We start from the raw sequence: 24,247 nt of genomic DNA, 5'->3' as shown, positions 1-24,247 counted from the left end.
CGACCAAGGACGCCCGGCTTCGGCCGGGCGTTTCGCGTGCCGGCGCCGCCTCAGCCGGCGGGCTCGGCGCTCGGGCGCGTCGTCGCGACGCGGTTGCGCCCGGCGGCCTTGGCGCGGTAGAGCGCCGCGTCGGCGTCCCTGAGCAGCGCGTCCAGCGCGATGCCGGCGTGGCTGCTGGCGACGCCGATCGATACCGTTACGCGGCGCGGCAGGCCGAAGTCGGCGCCCTCGACGCGGCCGCGCAGCGTCTCGGCCAGCGTCAGCGCGCCGCCGGGGCCGGTTTCCGGGCAGATCACCAGGAATTCCTCGCCGCCCCAGCGCCCGGCCAGGTCGGTCGCGCGCACCGTCTGGCCCAGCGTCTGCGCGAGGCCGCGCAGCGCGCGGTCGCCCGCCTCGTGGCCGTCCTCGTCGTTGATGGTCTTGAAATGGTCGACGTCGATCATCAGCACCGAGAAGCGCGTGCCGTAGCGCGCCGCGCGTTCGCCCTCGCGCTGCAGCGCCGTCAGCAGGCTGCGCCGGTTCGCCAGGTCGGTCAGCGGGTCGACGGTGGCGAGCCGCTCGAGCTCCGCGTTCAGCGCCTGCAGCGCGTGCTCGGCGTGGTGGCGCGCGTCGATGTCGACGGCGATGTAGATCGTCCCGCGCGCGGGGTGGGCCGGGTCCAGCGCACGGCCGCTGATCAGGCACCACAGCGTCGAGCCGTCCTTGCGCCGCAGCAGGAACTCGCCCTGCTGGCCGCCGCCGCGCAGCGCAGCCGGCGCGTCGTCGGCGGCGCGCCGCCAGTCCCCGGGGGCGGCGCACAGCCGTTCGGGCGTCTGGCCGATCAGCTCGCCGGCGGCGTAGCCGAAGGTGTCGACCATGTGCGGGTTGAGCCAGACGAAGCGCCATCCCTTCAAGAGCGCGATCGACACCACCGCGTTGTCGAGGATGGCGTCGCGTACCGCGACCGCCTCGGCCAACTGCTCGCCGCGCGCCGCCAGTTCGCCGGTGCGCTCGACGACCCGCTCCTCGAGCCGACCGCGTTCGCGCTCCAGCTCGACCAGCGCCTGGCGGCGCTGCCGCATCAGGCGCAGCAGCACGACGATCAACGCCGTCTGCGTGAGCAGCGCGCAGAGCGACGCGACGATCTGCCACTTGTACAGCTCCCACAGCGAGGCGGGGCGGTTCAGCACGACGGCGCCGGCCGGCAGCGCCGACTCGGCGATGCCGTGGCGCCGCATCGCGCGGTAGTCGAACTGGGCGGTGGTCGGCGAGCTCATCAGCGGCGGGATCGCCTCCGGCGGCGTGCCCTCGAGGATGCGCGCGCCCATCTCGGCGGCGGCCAGCCCCTGGTCGCGCCCGTTGAGCACCAGCCCGCCGACGACGCCGGTGCCGAGGTAGAAGTCCCAGAAGGAATAGACCGGCGCCGGGCTGGCCGAGGCGATCAGCCGGCCGTTTTCCTCGGGCGTCAGCGCGCGGCCCAGCCCGGCGTCGCGCGTCTGGCCGGCGATGAAGACGAGCGCGTCGCGACCGACGGAGGCGAGCCGGCGCCGGATCTCGGCCATCGACGCGTCCTTGATCGTCTCGATCCGGTAGCGCGACCGGTAGCGCGGCGCGACGTCCTTCTCGACCAGCGGCACGTGGCGCGCGCTGCTGAGCTCGCCGGTCGAGAGCACGAAGACCAGCGTCCGCGTCGCCGGGTGGAGCGCCAGCGCCGCGTCGACCGTCGCCGCGATGTTCACCTCCTCGTTGACGCCGGTGATGCGCTCCAGCCCCTCGAGCGCCTCCGGGCGCAGATTGTTGTAGCCGCAGAACACCACCGGCACGCCGGGGAACAGCTCCGCGCGGTGTTGGGTGATGAAGTCGAAGGCGGCGTTGTCGGCGGCGACGATCAGGTCGGGCCGGTAGTTTTGGTACTTGGTCTGCATCACCGTCAGCAGCGAGCGGCGGTGCGGCCCGGTCGGGAAGCGCCGGCTGTCGAGGAACTCCATCGACAGCTCGACCTTGCGCCCCGAGCGGCTCAGGCCGTCCCACAGCCCCTGGCCGATGTCGTCGCTCCACTTGTAGCCGGGGTGGTAGGAGTTGACCAAGAGCACGCGCGCCGGCCGCTGCGGCGGCGTCGTCGCGACGGCGGCGAGCGGAAGCAGCGTGGCGAACAGCGCGAGCAGGGCGGCGAAGCGGGCCGGGGAAAGGAGCATGGCATTGTCGCCGGACGGGAAAGTTGCATTCTGCATCCCTTGCTATGACCGTTGCAATCGCGCGCCTCAGCCCAGCGCCGATAGCCCCGGCAGGCTGGCGAAGCTGGTGTCGCGCACCGTCGCGAGGAAGTCGTCCAGGTAGGCCAGCCGCGCGTCGTCCTCGCGCAGCGCGGCGTACAGCTCGCTCTGCAAGCCGCCGGCGATAGTCCGCGCGACGACGTAGCCGCGCTCCAGATACGGCACCACCGCCCAGAACGGCAGCGCGCTGATGCCGCGCCGGCTCGCCACCAGTTGCACGATGGCGACCGTCAATTCGCTGGTGCGCCGCTTCGGGTTCACGCCGGCCGGCTTGAGCACCTTTTTGAGCAGGTCGAGCATGTCGTCCGGCACCGGGTAGGTGATCAGCGTCTCGCCGGCAAAGTCGGCCGCCTCCAGCGACTTCTTCGCCGCCAGCGGATGGTCGCGCGCGAGCACCGCGACCATCTCGTAGGCGAACAGCGGCCGGTGCACGACGCCGGGCTGGGGCTCCATATCGGACACGATCGCCAGGTCGGCGCGGTTGGACAGCAACAGCCCGACCGGGTCGGCGTGGAAGCCCGACACGATGTCGAGTTCGACCGCCGGCCAGTGGCTGCGGAAGGTGTCCATCGCCGGCATCAGCCAGTCGAAGCAGGTGTGGCACTCGACCGCGATGCGCAATTCGCCGGCCTCGCCCTCGCGCAGCCGCGCGAGGTCGCGCTCGGCGGCGGCGACCTGCGGCAGCAGCTGGCGCGCCAGCGTCAGCAGCCGCTCGCCGGCCGGCGTCAGCCGCAAGGGCTGGCTCTTGCGCGCGAACAGTTCGAGCCCGTAGGCGGCCTCGAGCTGCTTCAACTGGTGCGACAGCGCCGACTGGGTCAGGAACAGCCGCTCGGCGGCGCGCGACACGCTGCCGGTATCGGCCAGCGCGACGACGGTCTTCAGGTGGCGCAGTTCGAGCGGCGACTGATTCATGAACGATCCTCATGTTGAACGCAAAAATAATGCGTTTGAATCATAAACGAGTGCCCAGCATCATGCATCCGTTAACTGAAGAAAGGATTGCATGATGAGTACCGTTCATAACCTCGGCTTCCCCCGCGTCGGCGCCCGTCGCGAACTGAAGTTCTGGCTGGAGAGCTACTGGAAGGGCGAGATCGCGGCCGACGAGCTGCTGAACCACGCGCGCATCCTGCGCGAGAAGCACTGGCTGCTGCAGCGCGGCGCCGGCGTCGAGCGCGTGCCGGTCGGCGACGCGGCGCTGTACGACCACGTGCTCGACGCGCTGGTGCTGGTCGGCGCGCTGCCGAAACGTTTCGGCCTCGACGCGGCCTCGCTCGACCTCAAGGGCTACTTCACGCTGGCGCGCGGCGACGCGACGCACCACGCGATGGAAATGACCAAGTGGTTCGACACCAACTACCACTACCTGGTCCCCGAATGGCGCGCCGACACCGCCTTCTTCGCCAACCCGGCGCGCCTGGTCGCAGAGGTGCGCGAGGCGCGCGCGCTCGGCGTCGCCGCCAAGCCGGTGCTGGTCGGCCCGCTGACCTTGTTGTGGCTGGGCAAGGCCAAGGACGGCAGCGCGCCGCTCGAACTGGCGCCCCGCCTGGCCGAGGCCTACGCCGGCGTGCTCGACGCGCTGGCCGCCGAGGGCGTCGACTGGGTGCAGATCGACGAGCCGATTCTGGCTCTGGACCTGCCGGCAGAGTGGCTCGCCGCGTTCGCGCCGGTGTACCAAACGTTGGCCGAGGCGAAGGTCAAGCTGTTGCTGGCGACCTATTTCGGCGGCGTCGCCGACAAGCGCGAGCTGATCGCCGCGCTGCCGGTGGCCGGCGTGCACCTCGACCTCGTGCGCGCGCCGGAACAGCTCGATGCCTTCCTGCCGGGCTGGCCGGCGAATCGCGTGCTGTCGGCCGGCGTCATCGACGGCCGCAACGTGTGGCGCGCCGACCTGTCCGCCGCGCTCGGCCAGCTCGAGGCTGCGCGCGCGACGCTCGGCGACGCGCTGTGGATCGCGCCGAGCTGCTCGCTGTTGCACAGCCCGCTCGACGTCGCGCAGGAAACCGAGCTCGACGTCGAACTGAAGAGCTGGCTCGCCTTCGCGGTGCAGAAGCTCAACGAGCTGAAGCTGTTGAAGCGCGGCGTCGTGCACGGCCGCGGCGACATCGCCAACGAACTGTCGGCGAGCGACTTCGTGCAGCAGTCGCGCCGCAACAGTCCGCGCGTCCACCGTCCCGAGGTCGCCGCGCGGCTCGCCAGCCTCGCGCCGGGCGCCGACCGCCGCGACAGCGCCTACCCTGCGCGCGCCGCCAAGCAGGCCGCGTGGCTGAAGCTGCCGCTGCTGCCGACCACCACCATCGGCTCCTTCCCGCAGACCGCCGCCATCCGCGCCGCGCGCGCCGCCTTCCGTCGCGGCGAGTTGGCCGAGGCCGACTACCAGGCGGCGATGCGCGAGGAGATCGCGCTGGCGGTGCGCGAGCAGGAGGCGCTGGGCATCGACGTGCTGGTACACGGCGAGGCCGAGCGCAACGACATGGTCGAGTATTTCGGCGAGCAGCTGACCGGCTACCTGTTCACCCGCCACGGCTGGGTGCAAAGCTACGGCAGCCGCTGCGTGAAGCCGCCGGTGATCTTCGGCGACGTCGCGCGTCCGCACCCGATGACGGTCGCGTGGTCGGCCTACGCGCAGAGCCTGACCGACAAGCCGATGAAGGGCATGCTGACCGGCCCGGTGACCATGCTGCAGTGGAGCTTCGTGCGCGACGACGCGCCGCGCAGCCTGGTGTGCAAGCAACTGGCGCTGGCGCTGAACGACGAGGTGCTCGACCTGGAGGCCGCCGGCATCCGCGTGATCCAGATCGACGAGCCGGCGCTGCGCGAGGGCCTGCCCTTGAAGCGCGCCGACTGGGACGCCTACCTCGCGTGGGCCGGCGAGGCCTTCCGCCTGTCGTCGGCCGGCGTCGACGACGCGACGCAGATCCACACCCATATGTGCTACTCGGAGTTCAACGACATCCTGCCGGCGATCGCCGCGCTCGACGCCGACGTGATCACCATCGAGACCTCGCGCTCGGACATGGAGCTCTTGACCGCCTTCGCCGACTTCGAGTACCCGAACGAGATCGGGCCGGGTGTCTACGACATCCACAGCCCGCGCATCCCGGCCGAGGAAGAGATCGAGCGGCTGCTCTCCAAGGCGCTGGCGGTGATCCCGGCGCGCCGCCTGTGGGTGAACCCGGACTGCGGCCTGAAGACCCGCGGCTGGCCCGAGGTGAAGGCCGCGCTCGCCAACATGATGGCGGTCACCCGCCGCCTGCGCGAGAAGCTGGCCGAGAGCGTCGTCGTCTGAGCGCCGTCCGTCCCCGCGCGAACGCCGTCCCCTGCGGGACGGCGTTTTGCTTGCACGCTATGCTGTAATCATGACGGCTGGCCGAAGGGGAGGGTGCCATGTCGACCGATCTGAACCGCTGGCTGGGCGGGACCTTGCCGGGCAGCTGGCAGGACACCGTGACGCTGGCCCTCGTCACGCTGCTGTTGGGCGTGGCGCTCTACCGCTACCACGCCGACAGCCGCCGCCGGCTGCGCCACGCGCTGTGGGTGACGCTGCTGCTGTTCGCGTTGCTGCGCCTGTCGCTGTGGATGGGCCGCGACAGCCAGGCGTTGAGCTGGACGCTGTTGTCCGAGGTGTGCGTCGTGCTCTTGGGGCTGATCCTGATCCGCGTCTGGGGCATGGTGGTGTTCCGCCTCGCGCTGCCCCTGGCGCACCTGACGCCGCCGCGCATCCTCGAAGACATCGTCGTCGCGGTCGCCTACCTCGCGTGGGGGCTGGTGCTGCTGCGTCAGGCGGGGCTCGACCTGTCGCAGATCGTCACCACGTCGGCGGTGATCACCGCGGTGCTGGCGTTCGCGATGCAGGACACGCTGGGCAACATCCTCGCCGGCATCGCGCTGCAGCTGGACAACTCGGTCGACATCGGCGACTGGATCCGGCTCGACGACGTCACCGGCCGCGTGGTCGAGATCAACTGGCGCGCGACCAGCGTCGAGACGCGCAACTGGGAGACGGTGGTGATCCCGAACAGCGTGCTGATGAAGCAGAAGTTCGTCATCCTCGGCCGCCGCCAGGGCGAGCCGTCGCAGTGGCGGCGCTGGGTGCACTTCGACGTCGACTGGGAAACGCTGCCGACCCAGGTGATCCAGAAAGTCGAGAAGGCGCTGGCCGAGGCGCACATCCCGAACGTCGCCGACGAGCCGCCGCCCAACTGCGTGCTGATGGGCTTCGAGAACGGCCTGTGCCGCTACGCGGTGCGTTACTGGCTGCTCGACCTCAACCTCGACGACCCGACCGACTCGATGGTGCGCGCCCATGTCGACGCGGCGCTGCGCCGTCACAACGTGCGCATCGCCGCGCCGCAGTACAACGTCGCGATCACCAAGGAAAACGAGAAATACTTCGAGGCGCGCCACCGGCGCCATATCGAGGAGCGGCTGGCGGCGCTGTCGCGCGTCGACCTGTTCGCGCCGCTGACCGAGGCCGAGCGCGTGCAGCTGGCCGAGCAGCTCAGGTTCACGCCCTTCGTCACCGGCGACACCATCATGCAGCAGGGGCAGGTCGCGCACCGGCTCTACATCCTGATCAAGGGCGAAGTCGAGGTATGGGTCGACGACGGCCAAGGCCGGCAGCTGGTCGACGTGCTCGGCCCGGGGCAGGTATTCGGCGAGATGGGGCTGATGACCGGCGAGGCGAGGAGCGCGACGGTGGTCGCGCGCGGCACGGTCGAATGCTTCCGGCTCGACAAGGAGGCGCTGCAGACCATACTCAGCTCGCGCAAGGAGCTCTTGGAGAGCCTGTCGCGCACGCTGGAGAAAAGGTTGGCCGAGCGCCGCCGCAAGCGGCAGCATCCCGACCCGGCCGCCGCGCCCTTGCCGGAGCCGGGCAACGAGCTGATGGAGCGGATGCGGCGCTTCTTCGGGCTGACGCGCAGCGGCTGACCGGGGCGAGCGCGCGAGCGGGTGCTGGGACGCCGGCGACAAGACAAGGGCTCGGCCAACGTTGGCCGAGCCCTTGTCCGTGGCGCGCGCGACGCTACTCGCTGGCCGTCTCGGCGTGCGCCTCGTGGCCGGCGTCCATGCCCAGCTCGTGCATCTTGCGCGTCAGCGTGTTGCGGCCCCAGCCCAGCAGGTGCGCCGCCTCGACCTTGCGGCCGCCGGTGTGCGCGAGGCCGGCGCGGATGCAGGTCTCCTCGAAGCGGTGCGTCAGCTCGTCGATCAGGCCGACCTCGCCGGCGGCCAGCCGCCGCGCCAGCTCCAGCGCCAGCCCCTGCGTCCAGCTTTGCGCGGCGCCGGCCGGCGCCGCGTCGGCCGGCGCCGCCTCGCGCATCTCGGGCGGCAGGTCGGCCACCTCGACGGTCTGGCCCGGCGCCATCACCGTCAGCCAGTGGCAGACGTTCTCCAGCTCGCGCACGTTGCCGGGGAAGGCGTAGCCCTTGAGCCTGTCCATCGCCGGCTCGGCCAACCTTTTCGGCTCGACGCCGAGGCTGGCGGCGCTCTTGGCGAGGAAGTGGCGCGCCAGCAGCGGCACGTCCTCGCGCCGCTCGCGCAAGGGCGGCAGGCGCAGGCGGATCACGTTGAGCCGGTGGTAGAGGTCTTCGCGAAACAGGCCCTGCTTGACGCGCTCCTCGAGATGCTGGTGCGTCGCGGCGATCACGCGCACGTTGGCCTTGATCGGCGTGTGGCCGCCGACGCGGTAGAAGTGCCCGTCCGACAGCACGCGCAGCAGCCGCGTCTGCAGCTCGGTCGGCATGTCGCCGATCTCGTCGAGGAACAGCGTGCCGCCCTCGGCCTCCTCGAAGCGGCCGCGCCGCGTCGCGGTCGCGCCGGTGAAGGCGCCCTTCTCGTGGCCGAACAGTTCCGATTCGAGCAAGTCGCGCGGGATCGCCGCCGTGTTCAGCGCGACGAAGGGCTTGCCGGCGCGCGCCGAGTGGCGGTGCAAGGCTTCGGCGACGCGCTCCTTGCCGGTGCCCGACTCGCCGGTGATCAGCACGGTGACGCTCGACTGCGACAGGCGGCCGATCGCGCGGAACACGTCCTGCATCGCCGGCGCCTGACCCAAGAGCGCCGGCAGCGCCTCGGGCGCGTCGCCGTCGCCGTCGTCGACCTCGTTCTCGGCCAGCGCGCGCTCGATCAGCGCGACCGCCGCGTCGACGTCGAAGGGCTTGGGCAGGTATTCGAAGGCGCCGCCCTGGAAGGCGGCGACCGCCGAGTCGAGGTCGGCGTGCGCCGTCATCACGATCACCGGCAGGTTCGGGTGCGCCGCCTTGACCTCGGCGAGGAAGGCCAGCCCGTCGAGGCCGGGCATGCGGATGTCGCTGACGATGGCGCGCGGCGTGGCGCGGCCGAGCGCGGACAGCGCGTCGTCGGCGTTGGAGAAGCTCTGATAGTCGATGCCGGCGCGGGCGAGGGCCTTTTCCAGCACCCAGCGGATGGCCTTGTCGTCGTCGATGATCCAGACCGGTGCGGTCATGCGCGTCGTCCTTTGTTCGGGGCCGTTCAGCTGTCGCGGCTGAACGGCAACAGTACGGTGAAAATGGTCTGCCCCGGGCGCGATTCGAACTCGATCGCGCCGCCGTGCTGGTGCACGAAGGCCTGCGCCAGCGTCAGCCCGAGGCCGGTGCCCTCGGCGCGGCCGGTGACCAGCGGGTGGAAGATGTGGTCGCGGATGTCGTCGGGGATGCCGGGGCCGGTATCGGCGATCTGCAGTTTCAACGCCAGCGCGTGGCGCTTGCGCGCCAGCGTCACCTGGCGCGCGACGCGGGTCTTGAGCGTGATCTGCCCCTCGCCCTTCATCGCCTGCACCGCGTTCTTGGCGATGTTGAGCACCACCTGGATCAGCTGGCTCTTGTCGGCGATCAGGAGCGGTAGGCTGGTGTCGTAGTCGCGCCGCACCACCAGGCCCTTCGGCGTTTCGGCCAAGAGGATGCTGCGCACGCGCTCGAGCACTTCGTGGATGTTGACCTCGGTCGGCGCGTGGCGCTGGTTCGGCATCAGCATGCGGTCGACCAGCGACTGCAGCCGGAGCGCCTCTTCCTTGATCACCGCGGTGTATTCCTTGAGGTCGGGTCGCTCGGCCAACTCGTGCTCCAAGAGCTGCGCCGCGCCGCGGATGCCGCCGAGCGGGTTCTTGATCTCGTGCGCGAGGTTGCGGATCAGCTCGCGGTTGGCCTGCTGCAGCAGCAAGAGTCGCTCCTCGTTGGCGATCTTCAGTTGCTGGTCGAGCGCGCGCATTTCCAGCAGCGCGAGCGGCTCGTCGCCGTCGAGCGGCGTGACGGTCAGCGCGACGTGCAGCACGCCGTCCTGGTGGGCGAGGCCGAGCGCGAGGTCGTGCTCGATGAAGCTGGCGTGCTGCCGGAGCGTGGTCGCCACCGCCTGCGCGAGCGGTCCGCTGTCGCGGAACAGCGTGGCGATGCGCTGGCGCGTCAGTTCGCGGCGGCCGAGCGCGAGCAGGTTCTCGCACGCCGGGTTGACGAAGCGGACGGCGCCGTCGGCGTCGACGATCATCACCGGGGTGTCGAGCAGTTCCAGTCCGGCGTATCGGGTGGGGATCATGGCGGTGCACACCTTCGGGGCGATACCGTAACAAAAGCAAGTGTCGCGCCAGTTTGTCTTGGGGATAACCCGTGCCGTTTCGTCGTGCCCGGGCGCGAAAAAGCCGGACCGCCGACGGATGTCGCGGGGCCCGGCCCGGTTGCGGTGCCGGCCGGCGGCCGGCGCGCGTCACGAATGCACCGATCTGGTGCGTGCGGCTCAGGGTTGGCCGAGCTCCTTCCGGATCGCGGCGACGTTCTTCTCGCGGTCGGTCACCGCGTCCTTGAGCTTCTGCACGCGGTCGAGGTATTTCTGGTAGTTTTTCTCGTTGCCCAGCCGCACCGCCTCGCCGTCGGCGAGCGCCTTCCTGGCTTCGGCCAGCGCCCGGGTCTCGTTGGCCAGTTCGTCCTCGAGGATCTTGCGCCGGCCGGCGTCGCGCTGCTTCTGCGTGTCGGCGCTGACCTGCGGGAAGCCGCCGCCGGACGGGGCGGGGGCCGGACGCGCCGCCGCGCCGCCGTCGTCTTTCGCGCGCGGCGCCGCAGCGGGCGAGGGCGCGACGCCGCCCGGACGGTAGCTCGACAGCGGCGCGAGTTCGAGGCGCTGGCTGCCGCGGATCGGCACGTTGGTATAGGTGACGCGGCCGTCGGCGTCGACGTGTTTGTACACCGCGGCCTGGACGGTGCCGCTCAGGAGGGCGGCCAAGACGAGGGGAAGTGCTTTCATCGGAGTCCACTGCGGAAGAGGGCTGGGCGGGGCCGGCGCAATCATGCGCCGCAGCAACGCTTTCATCATAAGCAAAAGCGCCGCCCTCGTCATGCCCGGCGTCTGGCGACGGGCAAGAAAAAACCCGCCACGGGGGCGGGTTTTTCGTCGATCGGCGTCGATCAGGCGCTGTAGCTCTGCTCGAACTCGACCGGGTGCGGGATCATGCGCAGACGGTTGACTTCCTGCATCTTCAGTTCGATGTAGGCGTCGATCCAGTCCTTGCTGAACACGCCGCCGCGGGTCAGGAACTCGTGGTCGGCTTCCAGCGCGGCCAGCGCTTCGTCGAGCGAGGCGCACACGGTCGGGATCAGCTTGTCCTCTTCCGGCGGCAGGTCGTACAGGTTCTTGTCGGCCGCGTCGCCCGGGTGGATCTTGTTCTGGATACCGTCCAGGCCGGCCATCAGGAGCGCGGCGAAGCACAGGTACGGGTTGGCCAGCGGATCCGGGAAGCGCGCTTCGATGCGACGGCCTTTCGGGCTCGCCACGTGCGGAATGCGGATCGAGGCCGAGCGGTTCTTGGCCGAGTAGGCCAGCTTCACCGGCGCTTCGTAGTGCGGCACGAGGCGCTTGTACGAGTTGGTGCCCGGGTTGGTGATCGCGTTCAGCGCCTTGGCGTGCTTGATGATGCCGCCGATGTAGTACAGCGCGGTCTCGGACAGGCCGCCGTAGCCGTCGCCGGCGAACAGGTTCTGGCCGTCTTTCCAGATCGACTGGTGCACGTGCATGCCCGAGCCGTTGTCGCCGAAGATCGGCTTGGGCATGAAGGTGGCGGTCTTGCCGTAGCTGTGCGCGACGTTGTGCACCACGTACTTCAGGATCTGGGTCCAGTCGGCGCGTTGCACCAGGGTGCTGAACTTGGTGCCGATTTCGTTCTGGCCGGCGGTGGCCACTTCGTGGTGGTGCACTTCGACCGGCACGCCCAGTTCTTCCAGCACCAGCACCATGGCCGAGCGGATGTCTTGGAACGAGTCGACCGGCGGCACCGGGAAGTAGCCGCCCTTGACGCCCGGACGGTGGCCGGTGTTGCCGCCTTCGTATTCCTTGCTCGACGACCAGGCCGCTTCTTCGGCGTTGATCTTCACGAAGCAGCCGGACATGTCCTGGCCCCAGGTGATCGAGTCGAAGATGAAGAATTCCGGTTCCGGACCGAAGTAGGCGGTGTCGCCGATGCCCGAGGCCTTCAGGTAGGCTTCGGCACGCTTGGCGACCGAACGCGGGCAGCGGTCGTAGCCCTTGCCGTCGGCCGGGTCGACCACGTCGCAGGTCATGAACACGGTCGGCTCGTCGAAGAACGGGTCGATCTTGGCGGAGGCCGGATCGGCCATCAGCAGCATGTCGGAAGCCTGAATGCCTTTCCAGCCGGCGATCGACGAACCGTCGAAGGCGTGGCCGTGCTCGAACCACTCTTCCGGCTCGGACAGTACGACGTGGGCCGGGATGGTCACGTGCTGTTCTTTGCCGCGGGTGTCGGTAAAGCGCAGGTCAACGAATTTGACATCATTGTCCTGGATCAGTTTTACAACGTCTGCAACCGCCATGTGTCTCTCCTAAGGCTTTGTGCAATAGATGGCTATTGGAATCGGTGAAATCCGGTACGCCAAGAACTAAGCATGAAGCGTGCCAGGTCTTCGCGGCCCGGAAAATGCGGGAGCCGGCTCGCCCGGGGCGCCGGTTTTGCCCGATCATGGTGCATGGATCGCGGCAATGCACCTGTTTGGTGCATTTGTCGGCGCGGCTGCCCTCTCCCGGTGCGCGGCCCACAGTGTTATAACGCATTTAGGCCGTGGCGGGTTTGAATTGTGCAGGCCGCGGCAAGGAGAAAACGATGAGCCAAAGCAAGGAAATTCTCGGCGTCGCGCATCGGCGCGCGCAGGAACTGGCGCTGCCGTATTCCGGTGCGCTGTTGCCGCAGGAAGCGGCCCACCTGATGGGCGAGTTGCCCGGCGTCGTGCTGGTCGACGTCAGGAGCGCGGCGGAGTGGCAGTTCGTCGGCACGGTGCCGAACTCGGTGCGCATCGAGCTGAAGACCTGGCCGGGCATGCAGCCGAACCCACACTTTCTCGCGCAGCTGAAGGAGCAGGTCAGCCCCGAGGCGATGGTGCTGTTCATGTGTCGCAGCGGCGTGCGCTCGGACGAGGCGGCGCGGCTGGCGACCGGCGCCGGCTACACCTCGGTCTACAACGTGCTCGAGGGCTTCGAGGGCGACAAGGACGCCGCCGGCCATCGCGGCACTATCGGCGGCTGGAAGGGGCGCGGCCTGCCCTGGGTGCAGGGCTGAGCGAGTACGGCCCGGTCGCGCCCGCGCGGCCGGGCCGGGCTTTTGCTGCGTTGCGACATCGGCGGCGGAGACGGCTTGCGCCGCGTCGCGCATCAAGGCAAAGTCATGCCATCGGCGGTGTTTCTCCACCGCGCCACGCATTTGCCAAAGGGATACGCTTTACCATGACCGACCGTTACGCCGTGATCGGCAACCCGATCGCTCACAGCCAGTCGCCGTTCATCCACGCCGAGTTCGCCAAGGCGACCGGCGAGGACATCGCCTACGAGCGCCTGTACGCCGAACTCGGCAAGTTCAACGACGTGGTCGACGAGTTCGTCGCCGCCGGTGCCCGCGGCCTCAACATCACGCTGCCGTTCAAGGGCGACGCCTTCCGCTACGCCGACGAGCTGACCGAGCGCGCGCGCGCCGCCGAGGCGGTCAACACGCTGACCTTCAAGGACGGCAAGGCCTTTGGCGACAACACCGACGGCGTCGGCTTGGTGCGCGACATCGTCGACAACCTCGACTTTCCGATCGAGGGCCAGCGCGTGCTGATCCTCGGCGCCGGCGGCGCGGTGCGCGGCGTGCTGGTGCCGCTCTTGGAGCAGCGGCCGGCCGCGCTGACCATCGCCAACCGCACGCTGATCAAGGCCGAGGCGCTGGCTCACCAGTTCGGCCCGTTCGGCGCCATCGAGGCAGTCGGCTACGAGGCGCTCGCCGGTCGTACCTTCGACATCATCATCAACGCGACCTCGTCGAGCCTGTCGAACGACCTGCCGCCGATTCCGCGCGGCGTGTTCACCCCGCGCACGCTGGCCTACGACATGGTCTACAGCAAGGGCCTGACCCCCTTCCTGGCGCGCGCGCAAGCCGAGAACGCTGGCATGCTGGCCGACGGCCTCGGCATGCTGGTCGAGCAGGCGGCCGAATCGTTCCGCATCTGGCGTGGCGTGCAGCCGGAGACGCGCACCGTGACCAATCTGCTGCGGGACCTGTTGGCCTGATTCATGCGCCTGCTGCTGAAAATCGGGGCGGCCCTTCTGGCCGCCTTTGTTTTGTACAACCTGTGGATCTTCGGCCATATCGTCTACTGGCGCGCCAACAACCCGTCGGCGAGCACCTTCATGAACGAGCAGCTCGCGCGCCTGCAGGAAAACGACCCGGAAGCCGAACTGCACCACAAGTGGGTGCCGTACGAGCGGATCTCGGCCAACCTCAAGCGCGCGATCGTCGCCTCCGAGGACGCCAAGTTCGTCGACCATGTCGGTTTCGATTGGGACGGCATCGAGGCGGCGTTCGAGAAGAATATGCAAAAAGGCAGGATCGTCGCCGGCGGCTCGACCATCAGCCAGCAGCTGGCGAAGAATCTGTTCCTGTCGAGCAGGAAGACGCCGTGGCGCAAGCTCGAGGAGGCGGCGATCACCGTGATGCTCGAGGCGGTGATGGACAAGCGGCGCATCTTCGAGATCTACCTGAACGTGATCGAGTGGGGCAACGGCGTGTTCGGCGCCGAGGCGGCGAGCCGGCATTATTTCCGCGTTTCGGCGGCGCGCCTCTCGCCGGCGCAGGCGGCCCGTCTTGCGGCGATGGTGCCCAACCCGCGCTATTACGACGAGCATCGCGCCGCGCCGGGGCTGGCGAAAAAGACCCGCATCATCGTACGCCGCATGCGCTACGCCGACGTACCCTGAGCGTTTACGCGCGGTAACACGCCGGTGCCCGCTTTGTCCGGATGCCCCGGCCCGTCTGTCTGGCGGGCCGGGGTATCGGCATGATAAAATTAACCGTTTTCCCGTTTTGACCGCGCAACGCGGTTTGAATCATGGACTTGCCCAGTTATCCCGGAACCGATTTCCGCGACACAGCTTCAACCCAATCCTGATCCCCGCCCGATGACCGTGCGCGCCTAGCGTCCCGCCGCCGATCGGCGGAGGAGGTGTGCATGAACGTAGTAGAAAAGAAACCTGCAGACCGCCTGCAGGACAACCTCGCCCAGGTGCAGCGCCTGATCGAGCGCCACCGTCTCGTCGAGGGCCTGGTGCACCGCCAGGACATGCCGCGCCACGACCTGGTCGAATCCATCGTTCACAAGCAGAACCTGGCCGAACTGCAGCACAAGCTCGACGCGCTGCACCCGGCCGACATCGCCTACATCCTCGAGGCGCTGCCGCCCGAGGACCGTCTCTTGGTCTGGGACCTGGTCAAGGCCGAGCGCGACGGTGAGATCCTGCTCGAGGTGTCCGACGCGGTCCGCGAGACGCTGATCGAGTCGATGGACCAGCAGGAACTGGTCGCCGCCGCTGAGCAGCTGGACGCCGACGAGCTGGCCGACCTCGCGCCCGACCTGCCGCGCCAGGTGGTGTACGAGGTGATGGGCTCGCTCGACGCCGAGGAGCGCGAGCAGTTGCAGTCGGCGCTGTCCTACCGCGACGACCAGGTCGGCGCGCTGATGGACTTCGAGCTGGTCAAGATCCGCGCCGACGTCAGTTGCGAGGTGGTGCTGCGCTACCTGCGCCGCTTCGACGAGTTGCCGGAGCCGACCGACAAGGTGTTCGTGATCGACGAGGCCGGCGTGCTCAAGGGGGTGCTGCCGCTGCGCAAGCTCCTGGTGTCGGACCCCGAGGCGCTGGTCGAGGACGTGATGGCGACCGAGGTGGTCGCCTTCCATCCGGACGAGGACGCCGAGGACGCGGCGCTCGCCTTCGAACGCTACGACCTGGTGACCGCGCCGGTGGTCGACGCCGACGGCCGGCTGATCGGCCGGCTGACCGTCGACGAGATGGTCGACGTGATCCGCGAGGAGTCCGAGAGCGACATGCTGAACATGGCCGGCCTGAAGGAGGAGGAAGACCTGTTCGCGCCGGTGCTCGACTCGGTGAAGAACCGTTGGGCGTGGCTGGCGGTCAACCTGGTCACCGCCTTCGTCGCCTCGCGCGTGATCGGTGCCTTCGAGGGCTCGATCGAGCGCATCGTCGCGCTGGCGGCGCTGATGCCCATCGTCGCCGGCATCGGCGGCAACTCGGGCAACCAGACCACCACGATGATCGTGCGTGCGCTGGCGATGGGCCAGATGCAGGCGAGCCAGGCCTTGCGTCTGTGGCGCAAGGAACTCGGCGTCGGCCTGATCAACGGTCTGGTGTGGGGCAGCGCGCTCGGCGTGCTGGCCTGGGCGCTGTACGGCAGCCTGCCGCTCGGCGTGGTGATGACCACCGCGATGACGCTGAACCTGATGCTGGCGGCGACCATCGGCGTGTTCATCCCGATGACGATGGCGCGGCTCGGCCGCGACCCGGCGGTCGGCTCCAGCGTGATGATCACCGCCTGCACCGATTCGGGCGGCTTCTTCATCTTCCTCGGGCTGGCAACCCTGTTCCTGATGTGACGACGATGACGAGCTACGACGACCTGTTGCGCGACGCCGGCCTGCCGAGGCTGGAGGCGCGCCTCCTGCTCGAAACCGCGTCCGGGCTGACGCGCGCGCAACTGATCGCGCGCGGCGACGAGGCGGCCCCCGACCGGGTCGTCGCCGCCTTCCAGACGATGGCCGGGGCGCGACGGCGTGGCGAGCCGGTCGCCTACCTGGTCGGCGCGCGCGAATTCTTCGGCCGCGCCTTCCGCGTCGCGCCCGGTGTGCTGATCCCGCGTCCGGAGACCGAGCACCTGGTCGAGGCGGCGCTGGCGCGTCTGCCGCGCGAGCGGGCGTGTCGCGCGGTCGACCTCGGGACCGGCAGCGGCATCGTCGCCGTCACGCTGGCGCTGGAGGCGCCGGCCTGGACGGTCGACGCCGCCGATATCTCCGCCGGCGCGCTGGCGATCGCGCGCGACAACGCCGACCGCCTCGGCGCGCCGGTGCGTTTCCATCGCGGTAGCTGGTACGACGCCTTGCCGGCCGGCGAGCGCTACGACCTGATCGCGTCCAACCCGCCGTACATCGCCGCCGGCGACCGGCATCTCGAGCAGGGCGATCTGCGCTTCGAGCCGCGCGGCGCGCTGACCGACGGGGCCGACGGCCTTGCCTGCCTGCGCGAGCTGGCGGCCGGCGCGCCGGGGCGGCTGGCGCCGGGCGGCTGGCTGATCGTCGAGCACGGCTACGACCAGGCGGGCGCGGTGCGCGCGCTGTTCGCGGCGGCCGGCCTTGCGCGCGTCGAAACCCTGGTCGATCTGGCCGGTCTGGACCGCATCACCCTCGGCCAACGTCCATGCTGATATCCCGTCCGTCCGCCATCGCGCCATGGCCGCTCTACCTTGCGCTGTCGGGCCTTGCCGTGCTGCTCGCCTGGCCCGGCGCCAACCGCGCGCTGTTCCTTGCGTTCAACCACGCCGCCGCCGCGCTGCCGCCCGGCCTGTGGCTCGGCCTGTCGGTGGTCGGCGAATGGGCGGTCGTCGCCATTCTGCTGGCGGTCTGGGCGAGCCGTCGTCCCGGACGCTGGCCGGCGGCTTTGTCCGGCTACGCGCTGGCGCTCGTCCTGTCGGCGCTGTTCAAGCTGTTGTTCGCCGAGGCGCGGCCGCCGCTGGTGCTGGCGGCGGGCAGTTTCCACTTGCTGGACAGCGTGCCGTTCACCAATGCCTTTCCGTCCGGCCATTCGACCGCCGCGGCGCTGCTGGCGACCCTGCTCGCGCACGGCGCGGCGGCGCGCTCGCGCGCCGCGCTGGCGTTGCTGGCGGCGGGGATCATGCTGTCGCGCGTGGCGGTGGGCCTGCACTGGCCGGTGGACCTGCTCGCCGGCGGCCTGCTCGGCTGGGCCTGCGCGCGGCTGGCGCTGGCTTGCCGGCTCGCTGTGCCCGCGCTCGACGGGGCGCGTCCGGCCGGCGTGGCGCTGCTGCTGACGGGCGGCTACGCCGTCCATCTGGCGCTCGGGGTCTGGGCGGCCGCGGACGTCGAGGCCGGGTGGCGCCTGCTGCTGGTGGCGGCGGCGCTGGCGGCGCTGGCGATCGCGTGGGGAAGGGCGCGCCGGCGGGCATGAAAAAGGGTTGGCCTCGGCCAACCCTGCTGGTCTTGCGACGAACGGAACGATCAGTGATGATGGCCGTGCTCGCCGTGGGCGTGGCCGTGCTCCACCTCGTCGGCGCTGGCGTCGCGCACGTCGGCGACGGTCGCCTTGAAGCGGATCACCTGGCCGGCCAGCGGGTGGTTGGCGTCGACGACGGCCTTGCCGTCGGCGATGTCGGTGACGCGGAACAGCAGCACTTCGCCGGTTTCCGGGTCGTCGGCCTCGAACATCATGCCGACTTCGACGTCGGCCGGGAACACGTCGATCGGCTCGACGCGGACCAGCTCTTCTTCCGGCTCGCCGAAGGCGTCGTCCGGCTGCATGGTCACGTCGATGGTTTCGCCCACAGCCTTGCCTTGCAGAGCCTCTTCCACCAGCGGGAAGATGCCGTCGTAGCCACCATGCAGGTAGCTGATCGGCTCTTCGGTCTTGTCGATCAGGTTGTTTTCACCGTCGAACATTTCGTAGTGCAGGGTCACGACGGTATTTTTGGCAATTTGCATGAGTGAGCTTTCCGTGAGAATTCAAACCAAAGGCGCCGGCCGCACCGCGTGCGAGAAGGTCGCGCGAGGCGGCCCGCTTGGCAATGCGCTGTAAGGCGCTGTCCCTATTGTAAACCATCGCCTGCACCGCAACCGAGAAAAGCCCATGAACCCCAACCCGCTGCTCGGCGGCCTGACGCCGCAACAATTCCTCGCCGACTACTGGCACAAGAAGCCGCTCCTGATCCGGGGCGCGCTCAAGGACGTCGGCCCGCACGTCGACTATCCGTGGCTGGCCAGTCTGGCCCAGCAGGACGACGTCGAGTCGCGCCTGATCGAGTGCCGGGGCGGCGACTGGCGCGTCGAGCACGGGCCGTTCCGTGCCGGCCGGCTGCGCAAGCTGCCCGCGACCGACTGGACCTTGCTGGTGCAGGGCGTCAACCACCACCTGCCGCATATCGCCGACATCCTGTGGCGCTTCGACTTCGTGCCCTACGCGCGGCTCGACGACCTGATGATCAGCTACGCGCCGCCCGGCGGCACCGTCGGTCCGCACTTCGATTCCTACGACGTGTTCCTGCTGCAGGTCGGCGGCAGCAAGCGCTGGCAGATCGCCGCGCAGCAGGACATGACGCTGGTCGACGGGGCGCCCTTGAAGATCCTCAAGGATTTCAGGGTCGAGGAGGAATACGTGCTCGAGCACGGCGACATGCTCTACCTGCCGCCGCGCTACGCGCACTACGGCGTCGCGCTCGAGCCGGGCATGACCTACTCGATCGGCTTCCGGGCGCCGAGCGCGCAGGAGCTGGCCAGCCAGTTCCTCGTCTACCTGCAGGACCGCGTGTGCCTGGACGGGCGCTACGCCGACCCCGATCTCGCCTGGCAGGCCGAACCGGCGCGGATCGGCGAGGCGATGGTCGACCAGGTGTTCGACACGCTGCGGCGCGTGAGCTGGGGGCGCGACGAGGTGGCGGACTTCCTCGGCCACTACCTGACCGAACCGAAGGCGCACGTGTTCTACGACGGCGCCGACGAGGAGCTGGAGGAGGACGCATTCGCCGACGCCGCGCGCGAACGGGGTGTCAAGCTCGACCTGAAAACATTGATCCTGTACCGCGACGGGGCGTTCTACTGCAACGGCGAGAAGCTGGAGGTTGAAGGTGCTGCGGTGGAATCGTGGGAAATTCTTTCGAATCGTCGCGAGCTCGCGGGCGAACAAGTGGCCGCATCCATGCTGAAGGTCTTGTACGACGGCTGGCAGTTAGGCTATTGGCATCTGTGCTGAACCTGTCGCGAAATGGCAACGGAACCGGTTCGTTTCTGAAAATTCGGCGTTGCCATCCGCTACGGGGGACGCGAAAGGCCGAATTTTCCGGTATGCTGCGTTGCAGCAACCCTGTGCACGGACGTGTCGCTTTTTTATCTGCGCTCCCCCTAGACAGGCCGGGCGTTCGTGATACAATCCTGCGCACTGATGGTTTTGTGCCGTCGCTTCGGATAAACAGGCGCGGCATCGCTATAGACGTATCGTTTACCTTCAACACACTCTCAAAGGTATAGAAAAAATGAAACAGTCGCTCCTCGTTGCTGCCCTGCTGGCCGTTGCTCTGTCCGCTTGCGGCAAAAAAGAAGAAGCTGCTGCCGTTGACGCCTCGGCTCCGGCCGTCGAAGCTTCGGCTCCGGCCGTTGACGCTTCGGCTCCGGCCGTTGACGCTTCGGCCGCCGCTGCCGACGCTTCGGCTCCGGCTGCTGACGCTTCCGCTGCCCAGTAATCCGGCGCACGAAGTGACAAAAAACCGGCCCACGGGCCGGTTTTTTGCTGTCCGGCGTTTTCGTGCCGACGATCGTCCGGCTGTCCGTCCGGGCGAAGAAAAGCCCGCCTTGCGGCGGGCTTTGGCGTCTGACGTTGGCCGCCCCCTTACTGCAATTCGTTGCGCAGCTTGCCGAGCAAGGTGCGGGCCTCGGCTGCGGGCAGGGCCGCGCCGTGCGCGTCGGTGAGGGTCAGCGTGCTTTGCGCGCTGCCGGCCGCTTTGACGACGACGCGGTAGTCGTTGTCGACCTTGCCGCCGGCTTTTTGCGGCTTGTCCTTCCAGAAGGCGAGGCTGGACCAGAAGCCGCCCTCGGCCTTCGCCTCGGCCTCGCTCTGCGCGGGGCGCACGAAGTAGGTGCCCTGCGAGCGGTCGCGATCGGAGACGACGAGGCCGACGCGGTCGAGCGCGAGGCCGATGCGGCGCCACGCGCGGTCGAAGCTGTCGACGACAATCAGCGTGTCGCCTTCCAGGCGCGCGCGGGTCGCGACCGGGTTGGGCGTCGCGGTGACGGACTCGACCGCCTGGCGGGCTTTCTCGTTCTGGATGCCGAGGCGGACCATGAAGCGGCCGAGGAAGGCGGCTTCGAGTTCCGGGTCGCTCGGACGCGGCTGCCAGCGGGTCTCGTCGCGGGCCTCGCGGGTGTAGATCTCGTACATGCCGCGATGCGAGAAGTAGACCTCGGTGCCCTCGGCGGTCTTCTCGAGGCGGATGCGGAACTTGTCGCGCTCGGGGGTCGAGTAGACCGCGCCGAGGCCGACGGTTTCCATCAGCTTGCGGAAGCCGTCGTTCGGCAGCTTGGCGCGGTTCTCGGCCCACTCGGTTTCCATGATGCCGATCTCGGGCTCTTCGGTCTTGATGACGAAGCCGTTGTCCTGCCAGAACGCCTTGAGCAGCGGCCACAATTCCTGCGGGCTCTGCTTGCCGACCACCAGCCAGCGCTGGTTGCCGTCGCGGGCCATGCGCACGTCGTCGACCCGGGACAGCACGGCGCCGTCGGCGCGCGGCGTGGCCCTGGTGTCGGCCTGCGCCTCCTTGAGCGCGGACAGCGAGGCGCCGCCGGGGATGCTGTAGCGGTTCTGCACCTGCGGTGCGGTCAGGTCGGGCGGTACTTCGAGGCCGGCGCCGCTCTTCTTGGCCGGGCCTTCGGTCTTGTAGTCCAGCCTGGACATCGGATCGGTCGAGCTGCAGGCGGCGACGAGGACGCTGCCGGCCAGCAGGGTGAGGGACGCGATGCGTTTCATGCGTTCTCCCGTGAGGGGGTTAAAGGACGCCGGCCTCGCGCATCGCCGCTTCGAGCGGCGCGACGGGGGCGTCGGTCATCGGGGTCAGCGGCAGGCGCAGGCCGGCGCCGATCAGGCCCATGCGCGCGAGCGCCCATTTGGCCGGGATCGGGTTGGGTTCGGCAAACAGGTGCTTGTGCAGACCCTGCAGGCGGTCGTTGATCGCGCGCGCCTCGCGCGGCTTGCCGGCCAGCGCCGCGGCGCACAGCTCGCTCATCGCCTTGGGCGCGACGTTGGCGGTGACCGAGATCACGCCGTGGCCGCCGCACAGCATGAAGGCCATGCCGGTCGGGTCGTCGCCGGAGTAGAGCGCGAAGTTGTCGGGCACGCGGCGCGCCAGATCGCAGGCGCGGCCGATATCGCCGGTCGCGTCCTTCAGGCCGACGATGCCGGGTACCTCGGCCAACCTCAGCACGGTGTCGTTGCTCATGTCGGCGACGGTACGGCCCGGCACGTTGTAAAGGATCACCGGCAAGTCGACCGCTTCGGCGATCGCGCGGTAGTGGCGGTAGATGCCTTCCTGGGTCGGCTTGTTGTAATAGGGGACGACCGACAGCGAGTAATCGGCGCCGGCTTCCTTCGCCAGGCGCGCCAGCTCGATCGCCTCGGCGGTCGAGTTGCCGCCGGTGCCGGCGACCACCGGCACGCGGCCGGCGGCGTATTCGACCGTGGCCTTCACGACCGCGATGTGCTCGTCAACCGTCAGGGTGGCCGATTCGCCGGTGGTGCCGACCGCCCCCAGGGCTGCGGTGCCGTTCTGAATGTGGAATTCAACCAAACGCTTGAGGGACTCGAAATCGACCCGGCCATCGTCGAACATCGGCGTGACCAGAGCCACCTGGCTTCCGGTGAGCATAATTTCAGCCTATTTGAAGTGGGATGCAAAGGCTTTCGATTGTAGCGGAATTTGTCTTGGCGGCGATAGCGACGCTCGGCGCCGCGGCGCGGGCCCCGTCGCGGCGGGCGGGGCGGCGGGGCGAAGCGATGGGGGCTTTGTGCTAGAATGTCTGTTTTTTCGAGTACTTACGGCTGTTTGCCGACAGGGAAATCCGACGTGATCAGCACACAGAACATTACGATGCAGTTTGGCGCGAAACCGCTGTTCGAAAAGGTTTCGGTCAAGTTCGGCGAGGGCAACCGTTACGGCCTGATCGGCGCGAACGGTTCGGGCAAGTCGACCTTCATGAAGATCCTCGGCGGCGATCTGGAGCAGACCTCCGGCGAGGTGGCGATCGAGAACGGCGTGCGCCTCGGCAAGCTGCGCCAGGACCAGTTCGCCTACGAGGACCGGCGCGTGCTCGACGTGGTGCTGCAGGGCCACACCGAGATGTGGGCGGCGATGACCGAGCGCGACGCGATCTACGCCAACCTCGAGGCGACCGAGGACGACTACATGCACGCGGCCGAACTGGAGGCGAAGTTCGCCGAGTACGGCGGCTACACCGCCGAGGCGCGCGCCGGCGAGCTGCTCCTGGGCGTCGGCATCCCGACCGAGCTGCACAACGGCCCGATGAGCGAGGTCGCGCCGGGCTTCAAGCTGCGCGTGCTCTTGGCGCAGGCGTTGTTCTCCGATCCGGACGTGCTCTTGCTCGACGAGCCGACCAACAACCTGGACATCAACACCATCCGCTGGCTCGAGCATGTGCTGAACGAGCGCAACTCGACCATGATCATCATCTCGCACGATCGTCACTTCCTGAACGAGGTGTGCACCCACATGGCCGACCTGGACTACAACACGATCCAGATCTACCCGGGCAACTACGACGATTACATGATCGCGTCGATGCAGGCGCGCGAGCGCCAGTTGGCTTCCAACGCCAAGGCCAAGGAGCGCATCCAGGAGCTGCACGAGTTCGCAGCGCGCTTCTCGGCCAACAAGTCCAAGGCGCGCCAGGCGACCAGCCGCCTCAAGCAGGCCGACAAGCTCAAAGCCGAGATGGTCGAGGTGAAGCCGTCCAGCCGCCAGAACCCGTTCATCCGCTTCGAGCTCGACGACAAGAACAAGCTGCACCGTCAGGCGGTCGAGATCGAGGGCCTGTCCAAATCCTTCGACAAGCCGCTGTTCAAGGACCTGAACCTGATCCTCGAAGCAGGCCAGCGCCTGGCGATCATCGGCCCGAACGGCGCCGGCAAGTCGACGCTGATGAAGCTGCTGGCCGGCGCCTACGATCCGGTCCTGGCCGAGGGCGTTACCCCGGACGCCGGTACCATCAAGTGGGCCGAAAAGGCGCAGGTCGGTTACTACGCGCAGGACCACGAGGCCGAGTTCGACAGCGACCTGACGCTGACCGAGTGGATGCGCGAGTGGACCCAGGAGGGCGACGACGAGCAGGTGGTGCGCGCCACCCTCGGCCGCCTGCTGTTCGGCGGCAACGACGTCGACAAGGCGGTACGCGTGCTGTCCGGCGGCGAGAAGGGGCGCATGCTGTACGGCAAGCTGATCATGACCCGCCCGAACGTGATGCTGATGGACGAGCCGACCAACCACATGGACATGGAGTCGATCGAATCGCTCAACATGGCGCTCGAAAAGTACAAGGGCACGCTGATCTTCGTGTCGCACGACCGCCAGTTCGTGTCCTCGCTCGCCACCCAGATCCTCGAACTGGACGGCAAGGGCGGTTACGACTACTACATGGGCGGTTACGAGGACTACCTCGCCAGCAAGGGCATCGAATAAGCCCTGGCGGCGCGCGTTTGTTGCGTAGCAGCAACCGCGCGGAGTCGCGTCGCGCCGGGCTTGTCGAAGCCGCTATCAAAAGGCGAAGGCTTATGCCTTCGCCTTTTTTTGGTTCTTCACGGATTCCCGGGGAAAGCGGCCCTGATCTTCAGGAAGAAGTACTCGCTGTCCCGGTAGCCATAGGCCATGCGCTTCATCA

General features: G+C 68.6%; 20 protein-coding genes. 11 read left to right on the top strand and 9 right to left on the bottom strand.

Going from position 1 to position 24,247, the window contains the following annotated elements; genetic code table 11:
- Window positions 1-50: 50 nt before the first annotated feature.
- Both EV683_RS10140 and EV683_RS10135 read right to left on the bottom strand, forming a co-directional pair.
- Entirely contained in the window at window positions 51-2,174 is a 2,124-nt protein-coding gene (locus EV683_RS10140; protein ID WP_165916817.1) for an ABC transporter substrate binding protein, read from the bottom strand.
- 66 nt (window positions 2,175-2,240) lie between these two features.
- A complete protein-coding gene (locus EV683_RS10135) occupies window positions 2,241-3,164 on the bottom strand; it encodes a LysR family transcriptional regulator (protein WP_131862702.1) in 924 nt (307 codons plus the stop codon).
- Between the two features lie 94 nt (window positions 3,165-3,258).
- Here EV683_RS10135 and metE point away from each other — a divergent pair, with 94 nt between their 5' ends.
- Together metE and EV683_RS10125 are read left to right on the top strand one after the other, a co-directional pair.
- Window positions 3,259-5,541, top strand: coding sequence for a 5-methyltetrahydropteroyltriglutamate--homocysteine S-methyltransferase (metE, locus tag EV683_RS10130; protein ID WP_131862701.1), 2,283 nt, complete (start codon window positions 3,259-3,261; stop codon window positions 5,539-5,541).
- Window positions 5,542-5,639: 98 nt separating this feature from the next.
- Window positions 5,640-7,184 carry a mechanosensitive ion channel family protein gene (locus EV683_RS10125; RefSeq protein ID WP_066614220.1) on the top strand — a complete coding sequence of 515 codons (1,545 nt, stop codon included), beginning with the start codon at window positions 5,640-5,642 and terminating at the stop codon, window positions 7,182-7,184.
- Window positions 7,185-7,278: 94 nt separating this feature from the next.
- On the opposite strand, the gene ntrC is transcribed toward EV683_RS10125, so the two are convergent.
- The 4 genes from ntrC to glnA all read right to left on the bottom strand — a co-directional run bounded on the left by ntrC (window position 7,279) and on the right by glnA (window position 12,079).
- The gene (gene ntrC, locus EV683_RS10120; RefSeq protein ID WP_131862700.1) at window positions 7,279-8,715 is read right to left on the bottom strand and encodes a nitrogen regulation protein NR(I); all 1,437 of its coding nucleotides are present in this window, start codon (window positions 8,713-8,715) and stop codon (window positions 7,279-7,281) included.
- Window positions 8,716-8,741: 26 nt separating this feature from the next.
- On the bottom strand, window positions 8,742-9,797 hold the full coding sequence (gene glnL / locus EV683_RS10115; protein WP_066614224.1) for a nitrogen regulation protein NR(II): 1,056 nt from the start codon (window positions 9,795-9,797) through the stop codon (window positions 8,742-8,744).
- 198 nt (window positions 9,798-9,995) lie between these two features.
- Complete coding sequence (locus EV683_RS10110; protein WP_131862699.1) at window positions 9,996-10,499, bottom strand: DUF4124 domain-containing protein; 504 nt, start codon at window positions 10,497-10,499, stop codon at window positions 9,996-9,998.
- 161 nt (window positions 10,500-10,660) lie between these two features.
- Complete coding sequence (glnA, locus tag EV683_RS10105; protein ID WP_066614227.1) at window positions 10,661-12,079, bottom strand: type I glutamate--ammonia ligase; 1,419 nt, start codon at window positions 12,077-12,079, stop codon at window positions 10,661-10,663.
- Window positions 12,080-12,366: 287 nt separating this feature from the next.
- Between glnA and EV683_RS10100 the strand changes: the two genes are divergently transcribed.
- The 6 genes from EV683_RS10100 to EV683_RS10075 all read left to right on the top strand — a co-directional run bounded on the left by EV683_RS10100 (window position 12,367) and on the right by EV683_RS10075 (window position 17,765).
- Window positions 12,367-12,819 (top strand): rhodanese-like domain-containing protein, encoded by a 453-nt coding sequence (locus tag EV683_RS10100; protein ID WP_131862698.1) that lies wholly within the window; start codon window positions 12,367-12,369, stop codon window positions 12,817-12,819.
- Between the two features lie 164 nt (window positions 12,820-12,983).
- Complete coding sequence (aroE, locus tag EV683_RS10095; RefSeq protein WP_066614229.1) at window positions 12,984-13,805, top strand: shikimate dehydrogenase; 822 nt, start codon at window positions 12,984-12,986, stop codon at window positions 13,803-13,805.
- 3 nt (window positions 13,806-13,808) lie between these two features.
- Complete coding sequence (gene mtgA / locus EV683_RS10090) at window positions 13,809-14,492, top strand: monofunctional biosynthetic peptidoglycan transglycosylase (protein WP_131862697.1); 684 nt, start codon at window positions 13,809-13,811, stop codon at window positions 14,490-14,492.
- A 251-nt stretch (window positions 14,493-14,743) separates the two neighbouring features.
- Entirely contained in the window at window positions 14,744-16,183 is a 1,440-nt protein-coding gene (gene mgtE, locus EV683_RS10085; RefSeq protein WP_066614231.1) for a magnesium transporter, read from the top strand.
- 5 nt (window positions 16,184-16,188) lie between these two features.
- Entirely contained in the window at window positions 16,189-17,007 is an 819-nt protein-coding gene (prmC, locus tag EV683_RS10080) for a peptide chain release factor N(5)-glutamine methyltransferase (protein WP_131862696.1), read from the top strand.
- A complete protein-coding gene (locus EV683_RS10075; protein ID WP_131862695.1) occupies window positions 17,001-17,765 on the top strand; it encodes a phosphatase PAP2 family protein in 765 nt (254 codons plus the stop codon). Before prmC ends, EV683_RS10075 begins: the two co-directional genes overlap by 7 nt.
- A 50-nt stretch (window positions 17,766-17,815) precedes the next feature.
- On the opposite strand, the gene EV683_RS10070 is transcribed toward EV683_RS10075, so the two are convergent.
- The gene (locus EV683_RS10070; protein WP_066614237.1) at window positions 17,816-18,295 is read right to left on the bottom strand and encodes an FKBP-type peptidyl-prolyl cis-trans isomerase; all 480 of its coding nucleotides are present in this window, start codon (window positions 18,293-18,295) and stop codon (window positions 17,816-17,818) included.
- 145 nt (window positions 18,296-18,440) lie between these two features.
- Between EV683_RS10070 and EV683_RS10065 the strand changes: the two genes are divergently transcribed.
- Window positions 18,441-19,559: a cupin domain-containing protein gene (locus EV683_RS10065; RefSeq protein WP_131862694.1), complete on the top strand. Its 1,119-nt coding sequence runs from the start codon at window positions 18,441-18,443 to the stop codon at window positions 19,557-19,559.
- Window positions 19,560-19,839: 280 nt separating this feature from the next.
- On the top strand, window positions 19,840-20,046 hold the full coding sequence (locus EV683_RS10060; protein WP_131862693.1) for a hypothetical protein: 207 nt from the start codon (window positions 19,840-19,842) through the stop codon (window positions 20,044-20,046).
- 146 nt (window positions 20,047-20,192) lie between these two features.
- On the opposite strand, the gene bamC is transcribed toward EV683_RS10060, so the two are convergent.
- Together bamC and dapA are read right to left on the bottom strand one after the other, a co-directional pair.
- Window positions 20,193-21,326, bottom strand: coding sequence for an outer membrane protein assembly factor BamC (gene bamC, locus EV683_RS10055; RefSeq protein ID WP_131862692.1), 1,134 nt, complete (start codon window positions 21,324-21,326; stop codon window positions 20,193-20,195).
- A 19-nt stretch (window positions 21,327-21,345) separates the two neighbouring features.
- Window positions 21,346-22,221: a 4-hydroxy-tetrahydrodipicolinate synthase gene (gene dapA, locus EV683_RS10050; protein ID WP_066614243.1), complete on the bottom strand. Its 876-nt coding sequence runs from the start codon at window positions 22,219-22,221 to the stop codon at window positions 21,346-21,348.
- A 198-nt stretch (window positions 22,222-22,419) separates the two neighbouring features.
- On the opposite strand from dapA, the gene EV683_RS10045 reads away from it, so the two are divergent.
- Complete coding sequence (locus EV683_RS10045) at window positions 22,420-24,048, top strand: ABC-F family ATPase (protein WP_131862691.1); 1,629 nt, start codon at window positions 22,420-22,422, stop codon at window positions 24,046-24,048.
- Window positions 24,049-24,247: the final 199 nt, after the last annotated feature.

Origin of the sequence: Crenobacter luteus (assembly GCF_004345725.1) — a bacterium.
Classification (GTDB): Bacteria; Pseudomonadota; Gammaproteobacteria; order Burkholderiales; family Chromobacteriaceae; genus Crenobacter; species Crenobacter luteus.
This window is presented reverse-complemented; position numbering and strand designations above follow the sequence as displayed.